Raw genomic sequence first — 12,997 nt, 5'->3', positions numbered from 1 at the left:
ATTCATCGACCAATTGGCCGAACCTCCAGTTTAACCGATGTCGATTTCTCGGCCAACCTGGAAAATTCGGGAGACTCGTCGTCGGTTTTTCGGTGGTCGTCGCGCCCCGCGCGACCGTCACTCCGCGAACAGCGCGGCGAAGTCGTGCGCGGTCTTCTCCAGCCGCGCCAGCGCGTCGTCGACCTCGCCGAAGCCGTCGGCGAGATGGTCGATCTCGCCTGCGACATTCTCGGTGTCGGCGCGGATCGCGGCGATCGTCGAGGACATGGAATCGGCGGCGAGCGCGGTCTCGTCGACCGCCGCGGTGATCGTCGTCACCGTGCGCGCCTGGACGTCCATCGCGTCGCGGATGCGCGCGGCGCAGGCCTCGACCTCGCCCACCGTGTCGCGGATCGATCCGTTGGCGTCGACGGCCTGGGCGGTCGCGGTCTGGATCGCGGTGATCTTCCGGGCGATGTCGTCGGTCGCGCGCGCGGTCTGGTTGGCGAGGTTCTTGACCTCCTGCGCGACCACCGCGAAGCCGCGCCCGGCCTCGCCCGCGCGGGCGGCCTCGATCGTGGCGTTGAGCGCGAGCAGGTTGGTCTGCCCGGCGATGTCGCGGATCAGGCCCAGGATCGATTCGATCGCGCGGGCATGGTCGGACAGCGCCTCGGACACCGACAGCGCCTCGGCCGACTGGCCGGCGGCGCGGGTCGCGACCGACGCGGCGACGTCGACCTCGCGGCGCGCCTCCTCGATCGCGCGGATCAGGCCGGCGGCGGTCTGCGCGGCGTCGCGCATCGCGGTGGCCGACTGTTCGGCGGCGGCGGCGACCTCGGACGTCTTGCCGAGCATGCCGCGCGCCGATTGCGAGGCGAGGCTGGTCTGGTCGCGCAGCGTGGTCGACCGGCGCGACGTGCCGGCCAGGATGTCGCCGATGTCGGTGCGGAACATCTGGCTCGCCGATTCCCGCAGGGTGAGCGAACGCTGGCGCCGGATGCCGTTGAAATAGGACAGGTTGAGCTCGAGCTGGATCGCGCCGAGCATGTCGATCGTGCGCTGCGCGGACAGGACGAACGCCATGTCGTCGGGGAAGCGCTCGGCGATCCGGTCGACGATCATCCCGTTCTCGCGCGCGGTGTCGAGCAGGACGGTCGGCAGGGGGATCTTCAGGCTGTAGACCAGCCGGCTGTTGAAGCCGAGGATGCGGATCCAGTCGGCGTCGATCGGCTGCGAATAGACGTGGCGGCGGCGCTCGATCAGGTCGTCGACCGACATCGCCAGGAAGGCGCCGACATCACCCTCGGCGCTGTTCGCCAGCCGCCGCAGCTTCGGCGTCCAATTCTCGCGGAGCACCTCGACGATCGTGTCGGAGGCGCGCTCCCACAAGGCGGCGAGGCGCTGGTGCAGGCCGGCCTCCCGGTAATGCGCCACCCGCTCCGCGATCTCGGCCTCGGTCAGCACCGCTTCGATGGGCGCCAGCGGCGCCGATGCCATATCCATGGACCCCTCTCCCTTCGGGCGCGGACCCTAGCCGGATATGGTTAACGGCGCGTTGAGCCCTCCACGGTGAAGCGGACCAGCAGCGCCGCGCCGCCGGCCGTCACGGGGTCGGCGACGCTGAGCACGTCGAGCCGGCCGAGCTCGTCCGTCCCTATCCGCTGTGGTTCGAGGGCGAGGAGGAAGACCGCATCGCCGCCCGCGACCTCGGCGCCCGCCGCGAGGCGCTCCATCGCGACGCCGCACCGCCCACGCCGCGCCATGGCGTTGAGGTCGAGCACCGGGCCGGCCAGCGGCTCGCCGGCGATCGGTGCCCCGCCGTCGAAAGCGAAGGGCGCGCTGTCCCCGTCGAGCGCGACGTCCAGGCCCGCGCCGGACAGAAGCAGCCTGCCTTCCAGCACGGCGAGCACGCGATCGACCCCGTCGAAGGCCGAGAAGGCGCCCGCCTGCTCGACCCGCGCCATGCTCAGCCGCCAGACGAAATCGTCCATGCCGGCGTCCGGCGGGAAGACGGCGATCTCGCGCGTCGTCCCGCCGCCATTCTTCCACGGGACCGCCGGGCGATCCGCGATCCGGATGACCCGGTTCACGGCCGGCCGAGGATGCCGGGCAGGTCGAGCCCCTTGTCGCGCGCGCAGTCGAGCGCGATGTCGTAGCCGGCGTCGGCATGGCGCATCACGCCGGTGGCGGGATCGTTCCACAGCACCCGTTCGAGCCGCTTCGCCGCCGCCTCGGTGCCGTCGGCGACGATCACCATCCCCGAATGCTGCGAATAGCCCATGCCGACCCCGCCGCCATGGTGCAGCGACACCCAGGTCGCGCCCGAGGCGGTGTTGAGCAGCGCGTTGAGCAGTGGCCAGTCGGAGACGGCGTCCGATCCGTCCCGCATCGCCTCGGTCTCGCGATTGGGGCTGGCGACCGATCCGCTGTCGAGATGGTCGCGGCCGATCACCACCGGCGCCTTGAGCTCGCCCTTCGCCACCATCTCGTTGAAGGCGAGGCCGAGCCGGTGGCGGTCGCCGAGGCCGACCCAGCAGATGCGCGCCGGCAGGCCCTGGAAATGGATGCGGTCGCGCGCCATGTCGAGCCAGCGGTGGAGGTGGTGGTTGTCGGGCAGCAGCTCCTTCACCTTGGCGTCGGTCCTGAAGATGTCCTCGGGATCGCCCGACAGCGCCGCCCAGCGGAACGGGCCGATGCCGCGGCAGAACAGCGGGCGGATATAGGCGGGGACGAAGCCGGGGAAATCGAAGGCGTTGGCGACGCCCTCGTCCTTCGCCACCTGGCGGATGTTGTTGCCATAGTCGACGGTCGGCACGCCCGCCGCCTGGAAGTCGAGCATCGCGCGGACATGGACCGCCATCGACGCCTTGGCGGCCTTGGCGACCGCCTCGGGCTCGCGCTCGCGCCGCTCGATCCATTCGGCGACCGTCCAGCCGGCGGGGAGGTAGCCGTTGACCGGATCATGGGCGGAGGTCTGGTCGGTCAGCAGGTCGGGGCGGATGCCGCGGCGGAACATCTCGGGCAATATCTCGGCGGCGTTGCCGAGCAGGCCGACCGAGAGCGGCTTCCTCGCGGCGCAGCTCTCCTCGATGATCGCCATCGCCTCGTCGATCGTCTCGGCGGCGCGGTCGAGATAGCCGGTGCGCAGGCGCATGTCGATCCGGCTCGGCTGGCATTCGATCGCGAGGCAGGAGGCGCCCGCCATCACCGCCGCCAGCGGCTGCGCGCCGCCCATGCCGCCGAGGCCGGCGGTCAGCAGCCAGCGGCCCGACAGGTCGTCGTCATAATGCTGGCGGCCCATCTCGACGAAGGTCTCGTAGGTGCCCTGCACGATCCCCTGGGTGCCGATGTAGATCCAGCTTCCCGCGGTCATCTGGCCGTACATCGCCAGGCCCTTGCGATCGAGCTCGTTGAAATGCTCCCAGGTCGCCCATTTGGGGACGAGGTTCGAATTGGCGATCAGCACGCGCGGCGCGTCTTCATGGGTGCGGAACACGCCGACCGGCTTGCCCGACTGGACCAGCAGCGTCTGGTCGGCTTCGAGCCGCTTCAGCGTCTCGACGATCCGGTCGTAGCTTTCCCAGTCGCGCGCGGCGCGGCCGATGCCGCCATAGACGACCAGTTCCTCGGGCCGCTCGGCGACGTCGGGGTGGAGGTTGTTCATCAGCATCCGCAGCGGCGCTTCGGTCAGCCAGCTTTTCGCCGACAATTCGGTGCCGGTCGCCGGCCTGATCACGCGGCTGTTGTCGAGACGGGTCATGGAAAGTCCTTTCAGGTTCGGGCGAAGGCGAGGCACGCCGTCAGGATCGCGCGCAGATCGGCGATGACGGGGCTCGTCGGGTCGAAGGGGGCGGGCCAGTTGTCGGGCCCGGGGGCGTCGGGTTCGTCGAGATAGGCGCGCATCGCCAGCTCCATCTGGATCGCATGGATGCCGTCTGCGGGGCGGCCGTAATGGCGCGTCGTCCAGCCGCCCCGGAACCGCCCGTTGAGGACGTGGCTCCATCCGGTCGCGGCGGCGATTTCGGTGACGGCGGCGGCGAGCGCGGGATCGCAGGTCGCGCCATTGTTGGTGCCGATGTTGAACAGCGGCAGCTCACCGTCGAACAGGCGCGGCACCCGGCTCAGGATCGAATGGGCGTCGTAGAGCACGACCTTGCCGTGGCGCGCGCGGAGCCGGTCGAGCTCGGCCGCCAGCGCGTCATGATAGGGATCGAACCAGGTCGACCGCCGCCAGCCGATCTCGCCGGCGTCGGGCGGGCCGTCGCGATAGAGCGGCTCGCCCGCGAAGGTGGTCGTCGGGCACAGCTCGGTCGTCGCCTGTCCCGGATAGAGCGAGGCGCCCGACGGATCGCGGTTGAGGTCGATCACGCTGCGCGAGATGCGGCTGCGGATCGTGGTGGCACCGAGCGTGTCGGCGAAGCCGTAGACCTGGTCGATCCACCAGTCGGCATCCTTGCGCGCCAGCCAGGGCGAGACGAAGCTGCCCTCCAGCTCCTCCGGAATCTCGGTGCCGCTGTGCGGGAAGGCGACGACCAGCGGCGCCTCGCCCCGCGAGATTTCGAGCCAGGGGATCATTGGTATTCCTCCCCATCAAGGATGGGGAGGGGGACCGCCGAAGGCGGTGGAGGGGTCTGCGACCTCGTGTGCAGTGCCCGGCCGGAGGTCGCGCGGAACCCCTCCACCATCCTGCGGATGGTCCCCCTCCCCATGCTGCGCATGGGGAGGAATGGGCGGGCGGACATCACGCCAGTCCCGGCAGCGCGATCGCCGCCGCCGTCACCAGCGCGCCCGAGCGGACCAGCGCGTTGGCCGCCTCCATGTCGGGGTGGAAATGCCGGTCATGGTCGAGCATCGGCACCTGCGCGCGCAGCACGGCGCGAGCGGCTTCGAGCGGGCCGCTCGACCGGAGCGGCGCGTGGAAGTCGCAGCCTTGCACGGCGGCCAGCAGCTCGATGCCGACGATCGCATTGGCGTTGGCGGCCATGTCGAGCAGCCGCCGCGCGCCGTGCGCCGCCATCGAGACATGGTCTTCCTGATTGGCCGAGGTCGGCAGCGAGTCGACGCTCGCCGGGGTGGCGCGCTGCTTGTTCTCGGAGACCAGCGCGGCCGCCGTCACCTGCGGGATCATGAAGCCCGAATTGAGGCCCGGCTGCGGGGTCAGGAAGGCCGGCAGCCCCGACAGCGCGGGATCGACCAGCATCGCGATCCGCCGTTCGGTGATCGATCCGATCTCGCAGATCGCCAGCGCGATCATGTCGGCGGCGAAGGCGACCGGCTCGGCGTGGAAATTGCCGCCCGACAACGCCTCGTCGGTGTCCGGGAAGATCAGCGGATTGTCGGAGACGCCGTTCGCCTCGACCTCCAGCGTCGTCGCGGCCTGGCGCAGCAGGTCGAGCACCGCGCCCATCACCTGCGGCTGGCAGCGCAGGCAATAGGGGTCCTGCACCCGCGCGTCGTCGACCAGATGGCTCGCGCGGATCGCCGAGCCTTCCATCAGCCGGCGCAGTGCGTCGGCCGTCTCGATCTGGCCGGGCTGGCGGCGCAGCGCGTGGATGCGCGGATCGAACGGAGTGTCGGAACCCTTGGCCGCCTCGGTCGCGAGCGCGCCGGTGACGAGCGCCGAGCGGAAGATCGTCTCGGTCTCGAACAGCCCGGCCAGCGCGTTGGCGGTCGAGAATTGCGTGCCGTTGAGCAGCGCCAATCCTTCCTTCGGGCCCAGCGACAGCGGCGCCAGCCCGGCGCGGGCGAGCGCGCCCTCGGCGCTCAGCACCTGGCCGGCCACCTCGATCTGGCCGACGCCGATCATCGCCGCCGCCATGTGCGCGAGTGGGGCGAGGTCGCCCGAGGCGCCGACCGATCCCTGCGACGGCACCACCGGGGTCAACCCGGCGAGCAGCATCGCCTCCAGCATCTCGACCGTCTCCGGCCGCACGCCCGAGGCGCCCTGGGCGAGGCTGGCGAGCTTGAGCGCCATCATCAGCCGGACGACCGGGACGGGGGAAGGCGCGCCGGTCCCCGCCGCATGGCTCAGCACGATGTTGCGCTGGAGCGTGGCGAGGTCCTCGTCGCCGATCTTGACGCTGGCGAGCTTCCCGAAGCCGGTGTTGAGGCCGTAGACCGGCTTGTGCTGGGCGATGATCCGCTCGACCGCCGCCGCGCTCGCGGCGATGACGGGAGCCGATGCGGGGTCGAGGCTCGGCGCCGCGCCCTGATAGATGGCGCGCCAGTCGGCGAGCGGCACGGCGCCCGGCTTGAGGAGGATGTCGCTCATAGACCTTTCCAGATACGGGTGTGGAGGGGATTGAAGCCGATGCGGTAGACGAGCTCGGCCGGGCGCTCGATGTCCCAGATGGCGAGGTCGCAGCTCTTGTCCGGTTCGAGCGTGCCGATCTCCGCCTGGAGGCCCAGCGCGCGCGCCGCGTTGCGGGTGACGCCGGCCAGGCATTCGTCGACGGTCAGGCGGAACAGCGTCGCGCCCATGTTCATCGTCAGCAGCAGCGAGCTGAGCGGCGAGGTGCCGGGGTTGCAATCGGTGGCGATCGCGATCGGCACCCCCGCCGCGCGCAGCCCGTCGACCGGCGGCAGCTTCGTCTCGCGCACGAAATAATAGGCGCCGGGCAGCAGCGTCGCGACGGTGCCGGCGCGCGCCATCGCGGCGATGCCGTCCGCGTCGAGATGTTCGAGATGGTCGGCCGACAGCGCCCCCGCCTCGGCTGCGAGCCGCGCGCCGTGCAGGTTGGAGAGCTGCTCGGCATGGAGCTTGACCGGCAGGCCCGCCGCCCGCGCCGCGTCGAACACGCGCTGGGTCTGCGCGGGCGTGAAGCCGATCCCCTCGCAGAAGGCGTCGACCGCGTCGGCCAGCCCTTCGCGCGCGGCGGCGGGGATCATCTCGCGGCAGACCAGATCGACATAGCCGTCGGCGTCGCCGGCATATTCGGGCGGCAGCGCGTGGGCGCCGAGCAGGGTGGTGCGGATGCCGACCGGCCGGGCCTCGCCCAGCCGCCGGGCGGCGCGCAGCATCTTCAGCTCGTCGGCGACGGTCAGGCCGTAGCCCGACTTGACCTCGACCGTCGTCGCGCCCTCGGCGATCAGCGCGTCGAGCCGGGGCAGGGCGAGCTCGACCAGCCGGGCCTCGTCGGCCTCGCGGGTCGCGCGCATCGTCGAGACGATGCCGCCGCCGGCGCGCGCGATCTCCTCATAGGAGGCGCCCGCCAGCCGCAGCTCGAACTCGCGCGCGCGGTCGCCAGCATGGACCAGGTGGGTGTGGCAGTCGATCAGCCCCGGCGTGATCCAGCGGCCGTCGAGAGTCTCGGCCCGTTCGGGATCGAAGGCGGGCGCGTCGGCCGCCGGGCCGGCATAGAGGATGCGCCCCTCGCTCGCCGCGACGACGCCGTCCTCGACGATGCCGAGGCTGTTCCCCGCCATCGTCGCCAGCCGCGCGTCCCGCCAGAGCCTGTCGCATCGCATCCCGTCGAATCTCCCTTGCCCACCATCATTGCACCGACTCTCAATAATGTATAGACATTATCGCGAGAGGTGATGATGAGCGGCCAACAGTCTTTCCATTTCGACCGGATTTTGCTGCCCGAGGGCTGGACGAGGGACGTCGCGATCACCGTGCGCGACGGGCTGGTCGCGGCTGTCGAGCCGGGTGTTGCGCCAGCCGCGGGCGTCGAGCGCCACGCGATCGCGTTGCCCGGCCTGCCCAACCTCCACAGCCACGCCTTCCAGCGCGGCATGGCGGGGCTGGCCGAGGTCAATCTGGGCGGCGACGACAGTTTCTGGAGCTGGCGCGAGACGATGTACCGCTTCGTCGCGCGGCTGACCCCCGACCATCTGCGCGCGATCGCGGCGCAGGCCTATGTCGAGATGCTCGAGACCGGCTTCACCCGCGTCGGCGAGTTCCATTATCTCCACCACGATATCGGCGGCGGCGTCTTCGCCGATCCGGCGGCGATGAGCCTCGCGATCGTCGAGGCGGCGGCCGAGACCGGGATCGCGCTCACCCATCTGCCCGTCTTCTACGCCCATGCCGGCTTCGGCGGGCTCGCGCCGGGCGAGGGGCAGCGCCGCTTCGTCCACGACGTCGACGGCTATGCCCGCCTGATCGACCGGCTGCGCGCGCCGCTCGCGACGCTGCCCGACGCGGTGCTCGGCGTCGCGCCGCACAGCCTGCGCGCGGTGACTCCCGACGAGCTGGCGGCGGTCGCGACGCTCGGCGACGGCCCGGTCCACATCCACATCGCCGAACAGGTCAAGGAGGTCGAGGACTGCCTCGCCTGGAGCGAGGCGCGGCCGGTCGAATGGCTGCTCGGCCATGTCCCGGTCGACGCGCGCTGGTGCCTCGTCCACGCGACCCACATGACCGACGAGGAGGCCCGCCGATCGGCGGAGAGCGGCGCGGTCGCCGGGCTCTGCCCGATCACCGAGGCCAATCTGGGCGACGGCATCTTCCCCGCCGATCGCTTCCTCGCGGCGGGCGGCGCCTGGGGCGTCGGATCGGATTCGAACGTGCTGATCGACGCGAGCGAGGAACTGCGGCTGCTCGAATATGGCCAGCGGCTCGCCCATCGGCGGCGCAACCGGCTCGCCCCGGCGGGCGCCTCGGTCGGCGACACGCTGTATCGCGCGGCGGTCGCGGGCGGCGCGCGGGCGCTCGGCGCGCCGGCGGGGCTGGCGGTCGGCCATCCGGCCGATTTCGTGACGCTCGACGCCGATCATCCGGCGCTGGCCGAGCGTGACGCCGGGCTGCTGACCGACGGCTGGCTGTTCGCCGCCGGGCGGCAGGCGGTCGATGGGGTCTGGCGGCGCGGGCGTCGGCTCGTTACGGCAGGTCGCCATGCCGATCGCGCGCGGATCGCCGCGCGCTATCGCCGGATATTGGGGGAAGTGCTGGCATGACGCGCGTCGCAATCCACGATCGTATCCGCCAAGAGATCGAGGAGCGGATCATGTCGGGCGCCTGGGAGGCGGGGCACCGGCTGCCGCCCGAACATGCGCTGATGGCCGAATATGGCTGCTCGCGGATGACCGTCCACAAGGCGATCGACGGGCTGGTCGATCGCGGGCTGATCGAGCGGCGCAAGCGCGCCGGCAGCTTCGTCGCCGCGCCCAAGGTCCACCGCGCTGCGCTGGAGATTCCCGACGTGGCGAGCGAGGTCGCCGCGCAGGGCAAGGACTATCGGCTCGGCCTGATCTCCCGCGTCGAGCGCGAGGCCGACCCGCGCGACCGCGAGCTGCTGGAGATAGCGGGCGGCCCGGTCCTCGCGCTCCACTGCCTCCACCGCGCCGACGGCAAGCCCTTCGCGCTGGAGGAGCGGCTGATCAGCCTCGCCGCCGTCCCCGCCGCCCGCGACGCCGATTTCGCGCAGCAGAGCCCCGGCGCCTGGCTGCTCGCCCATGTCCCCTGGACCGACGCCCGCCACCGCATCAGCGCGATCGCCGCGACCCGCACGATCGCCGACCGACTGACCGTGCCGCAGGGCAGCCCCTGCCTCTCGGTCGAGCGCTGGACCTGGCGCAACGACGCGCGGATCACCTATGCCCGCCAGGTCTATCCCGGCGATCGCCATGCGCTGGTGGCGAGCTTCCTGGCCTGAGCGTCCGCTGAATTCCATTCTCTGTTTGTTCTTGGCTTTGGCGGCCTGTTGCGTCATCCTTTCCATGTTTGGACAGCGATGGAGCGGACGGGGATGGGAGATATCCGCCCAAATAAAATGGCGGCTGTGCTGCTTGCGTTCGGCCTGCTGGTTGCCTGCAAGGGCAAATATGCCGACATGTCGTTCGAGGAAATCCAGGCGATGGCCCGCAAGCTGCCGCTGGCCGAGCGGTATGATTTTTACCTTGAGGTTCGCGGCAATTCGCGCCTGCCGCCGAATGATCAGGTGAAATATGACATCGTTGCCCTGGGCGATCCGGCGTGGCGATATACGATCGGGCGGGCGATGCGCAACTCAGGCGAACTGAGCAGGGCCTTGCCAGTGCTCAGCGCTTTCGGGCGGTCCTGCACAAAGGCCGAATATCGGCGTTTGCGCGATGCCGTGAAGCGGCTGACCTATGACGGCACCGACGATCAGCGATATATGTTCTCCTCCGTGGACACGGCCTGCGGACTGACATCGCCGCAGCGTGGTCCCCAAAAATACGAGCCGCTCAACGCGGCGCTCGACTTGCAACCTTGAGGGGGCCGACGCATTCTTTCCTTCTCAGGGAGGCAGGCATGCGGCTCGACGACGAAGCGGAAAGCACCAATTACGAGATACGGTCGGGACGCGGCGGCGGCGGGTTCGGCCTGCCGGTCGGCATCCCCCTCGGCCGGGGCGGGCTCGGCTGTGGGTCGCTGATCCTGATCGGCATCATCTCGCTGGTGCTCGGCGTCAATCCGCTGACGCTGCTCGGCGACGGCGGCGGACAGGGGCCGGTCGTGCAGCAGCAGTCGCAACCGGGCGAAGCGCCGGGATCGTCGGGCGAGAAGACCCCGGTGATGAGCCGCTCGCTCAAGGTGCTCGGCTCGACCGAGCGGGTCTGGGGCCGACTGTTCCAGGAACAGGGCGGCACCTATCAGCCGACCACCTTGGTCTTCTATTCGGGCGGCACCCAGGCGGGCTGCGGCTTCGCCAACGCCTCGGCGGGGCCTTTCTACTGTCCGGCCGACAAGCGCATCTTCCTCGACACCAGCTTCTTCGACGAGCTGAGCGGCCGCTTCGGCGCGCCGGGCGACTTCGCCCAGGCCTATGTCATCGCGCATGAGGTCGGCCACCATGTCCAGGACCTCGAAGGCACGCTCGACAAGGTCCATGCCGCGCAGAACCGGCTGAGCGAGCGCGAGGCCAATGCCTTGCAGGTCAAGGTCGAGCTGCAGGCCGATTGCTATGCCGGCGTCTGGGCGGCGCAGGACCGCGACCTGCTCGAACCCGGCGACGCCGAGGCGGGGCTGCGCGCGGCGGCCGCGGTCGGCGACGACACGCTCCAGAAGGCGAGCCAGGGCTATGTCGTGCCTGAGGGCTTCACCCATGGCAGCGCAGCCGACCGCCAGAAATGGCTGCGCATCGGGCTCGACAGCGGCGATCCGGCGCGCTGCGACACCTTCGGATCGCGCGGGCCGTAAAGCGATTTCTAGGCAGATGGAAACATCTGCCGACTCGGAAATCGCGGTAAAACAAGAACTTGGAGCGGCCGATCTGATGCAATCAGATCGTGAACCGCTCTAAGCCGGCTTTTATTACCGGACGGGTAGCTCGGCGAGGCTGTCGCGATCGATCGCGGCGATCGAGGTGGCGCCGGTCAGCGCCATCGCCACCCGCATCTCGGCCTCGATCAGCTCGAGCAGATGGGCGACGCCGCGCTGTCCGCCGCCGGCCAGCGCATAGGCCCAGGCGCGCCCGAGCATCACCGTGTCGGCGCCGAGCGCCAGCAGCCGGACGACGTCGAGCCCCGATCGCACCCCGCCGTCGACGAGGATCGGCAGCGATCCGCCCACCGCGTCGGCGATCGGCGGCAGCGCCCGCGCCGTCGACAGCACCCCGTCGAGCTGCCGCCCGCCATGGTTGGACACGACGATGCCGTCGGCGCCGCTGGCCACCGCCTCGCGCGCGTCCTCGGGATCGAGGATGCCCTTCAGGATCAACGGACCCTTCCATTCGCTGCGGATGAAATCGAGGTCGCGCCAATGGATGCCGGGATCGAAATTGCCGCCGACCCAGGCGAAGAAATCCTCCATGCCCTTGCGCCCGCCCAGCACCGGCGCGACGTTGCCGAGGTGGTGCGGCCGGCCCAGCAGGCCGACGTCCCATGCCCAGCCGGGCCGCATCATCGCCTGGCCGATCCGGCAGAGCTGGCCGCCGAGGCCGGGCGCGCCCGACAGGCCGCTGCGGCGGTCGCGATAGCGGGTGCCGGGCACCGGCATGTCGATGGTGAAGACCAGCGCCGAGCAGTTCGCCTCGACCGCCTGCGCCAGCAGGTCGCGCATGAAGGCGCGGTCGCGGATCATGTAGAGCTGGAACCAGAAGGGCTTGCTCGCCCCGCGCGCCACCTCGGCCAGCGGGCAGGCCGAGACGGTCGAGAGGGTGAAGGGGATGCCCGCCGCCTCGGCCGCGCGTACCGCCTGCACCTCGCCGCGCCGCGCGGTGAGCCCGGCGAGGCCGACCGGGGCGAGCGCCACCGGCATTGCCAGCTTCTGGCCGAACAGCTCGGTCGACAGGTCGATCGCGGACACGTCGCGCAGCACCCGCTGGCGCAGCGCGATCGCCTCCAGATCGGCGATGTTGCGGCGAAGCGTCACCTCGGCATAGGCGCCGCCGTCGATATATTCGAACAGGAAATGCGGCAGCCGCCGCCGTGCCGCTTCGCGATAGTCGATCGCCGATGCTGCGATCATGTCCCGTGCCTCCCCTTTCTGATTGTCGTCCCGGCCGGTGCGGTCAGCCCGCGAAATTGCCGGCGAAGGCGATCTGGTCGAGCGCCTTGCGGTCGCTCGGCTTCTCGCGCTCGCGATATTTCTCGGGCAGCACCGACGGATCGGCCTGCCGGCCGACCGCCGCCGCGGCGTCGATGCGGAAGCCGTCGGGCACGCCGAGCTCGCGCCGCGCCGCGTCGAAGTCGACGCCGGCCATGCCGTGCGCGCGCAGGCCCAGCTTCTCCGCCTGCAGCGCCAGCGACATCCAGGCGGCGCCGGTGTCGAAGCTGTGGCTGTGCGACGGGCTGTCCTTGAAGGTCGTTTCCGACACGAAGACGATCAGCAGCGAGCTGTTCCCCGCCCAGGCCTGGTTGGCGGGAAGGAGCAGGCCGACGAAGCGATCCCAGTCGGCATCGCCCTGCTCCGCATAGAGCAGGCGCCACGGCTGGGCGTTGAACGCCGACGGCGCCCAGCGCGCGGCCTCGAACAGCGCGTCGCGGTCCTCCGCCGACAGCCGCGACCCGTCGAAGGCGCGGGGCGACCAGCGGTCGAGGAACAGGCGGTCGACGTTGGTATCGCTGCTACGGCCGGTCATTGCGTCATCCTTGTACCAGGCGGTGTCGG

The 12,997-nt window shown here is 70.6% G+C and carries 12 protein-coding genes; 4 read left to right on the top strand and 8 right to left on the bottom strand.

Annotated elements, in window-relative coordinates; translation table 11 throughout:
* Positions 1-117 precede the first annotated feature (117 nt).
* From HRJ34_RS08640 to hutI, 6 genes are all read right to left on the bottom strand, one after another.
* Positions 118-1,482, bottom strand: coding sequence for a methyl-accepting chemotaxis protein (locus HRJ34_RS08640; RefSeq protein ID WP_029994131.1), 1,365 nt, complete (start codon positions 1,480-1,482; stop codon positions 118-120).
* Positions 1,483-1,523: 41 nt separating this feature from the next.
* Positions 1,524-2,069, bottom strand: a complete 546-nt coding sequence (locus tag HRJ34_RS08635; protein ID WP_208633868.1) for a HutD/Ves family protein — start codon at positions 2,067-2,069, stop codon at positions 1,524-1,526.
* Positions 2,066-3,739, bottom strand: a complete 1,674-nt coding sequence (gene hutU / locus HRJ34_RS08630) for a urocanate hydratase (protein WP_208633867.1) — start codon at positions 3,737-3,739, stop codon at positions 2,066-2,068. Before hutU ends, HRJ34_RS08635 begins: the two co-directional genes overlap by 4 nt.
* Positions 3,740-3,750: 11 nt before the next feature.
* Positions 3,751-4,554, bottom strand: a complete 804-nt coding sequence (gene hutG, locus HRJ34_RS08625) for an N-formylglutamate deformylase (RefSeq protein ID WP_208633866.1) — start codon at positions 4,552-4,554, stop codon at positions 3,751-3,753.
* Positions 4,555-4,720: 166 nt separating this feature from the next.
* Positions 4,721-6,250: a histidine ammonia-lyase gene (hutH, locus tag HRJ34_RS08620; RefSeq protein WP_012050806.1), complete on the bottom strand. Its 1,530-nt coding sequence runs from the start codon at positions 6,248-6,250 to the stop codon at positions 4,721-4,723.
* The gene (hutI, locus tag HRJ34_RS08615) at positions 6,247-7,446 is read right to left on the bottom strand and encodes an imidazolonepropionase (protein WP_208633865.1); all 1,200 of its coding nucleotides are present in this window, start codon (positions 7,444-7,446) and stop codon (positions 6,247-6,249) included. The genes hutH and hutI overlap by 4 nt, the downstream gene beginning before the upstream one ends.
* A gap of 75 nt (positions 7,447-7,521) precedes the next feature.
* Here hutI and HRJ34_RS08610 point away from each other — a divergent pair, with 75 nt between their 5' ends.
* From HRJ34_RS08610 to ypfJ, 4 genes are all read left to right on the top strand, one after another.
* Entirely contained in the window at positions 7,522-8,880 is a 1,359-nt protein-coding gene (locus HRJ34_RS08610; RefSeq protein ID WP_208633864.1) for a formimidoylglutamate deiminase, read from the top strand.
* On the top strand, positions 8,877-9,578 hold the full coding sequence (gene hutC, locus HRJ34_RS08605; RefSeq protein WP_016746615.1) for a histidine utilization repressor: 702 nt from the start codon (positions 8,877-8,879) through the stop codon (positions 9,576-9,578). Before HRJ34_RS08610 ends, hutC begins: the two co-directional genes overlap by 4 nt.
* A gap of 93 nt (positions 9,579-9,671) precedes the next feature.
* Positions 9,672-10,160 (top strand): hypothetical protein, encoded by a 489-nt coding sequence (locus tag HRJ34_RS08600; RefSeq protein ID WP_208633863.1) that lies wholly within the window; start codon positions 9,672-9,674, stop codon positions 10,158-10,160.
* A 38-nt stretch (positions 10,161-10,198) separates the two neighbouring features.
* Positions 10,199-11,086 (top strand): KPN_02809 family neutral zinc metallopeptidase, encoded by an 888-nt coding sequence (ypfJ, locus tag HRJ34_RS08595; protein ID WP_208633862.1) that lies wholly within the window; start codon positions 10,199-10,201, stop codon positions 11,084-11,086.
* Between the two features lie 114 nt (positions 11,087-11,200).
* Here ypfJ and lldD read toward each other — a convergent pair whose 3' ends face one another.
* Positions 11,201-12,355: an FMN-dependent L-lactate dehydrogenase LldD gene (gene lldD / locus HRJ34_RS08590; protein WP_208633861.1), complete on the bottom strand. Its 1,155-nt coding sequence runs from the start codon at positions 12,353-12,355 to the stop codon at positions 11,201-11,203.
* Positions 12,356-12,398: 43 nt separating this feature from the next.
* Entirely contained in the window at positions 12,399-12,968 is a 570-nt protein-coding gene (locus HRJ34_RS08585; protein ID WP_016746618.1) for a nitroreductase family protein, read from the bottom strand.
* Positions 12,969-12,997 lie beyond the last annotated feature (29 nt).

Source organism: Rhizorhabdus wittichii (genome assembly GCF_017607425.1).
GTDB lineage: Bacteria > Pseudomonadota > Alphaproteobacteria > Sphingomonadales > Sphingomonadaceae > Rhizorhabdus > Rhizorhabdus wittichii.
The sequence above is the reverse complement of the archived record's forward strand: the minus strand, read 5'-3'. Positions and strand labels throughout refer to the sequence as shown.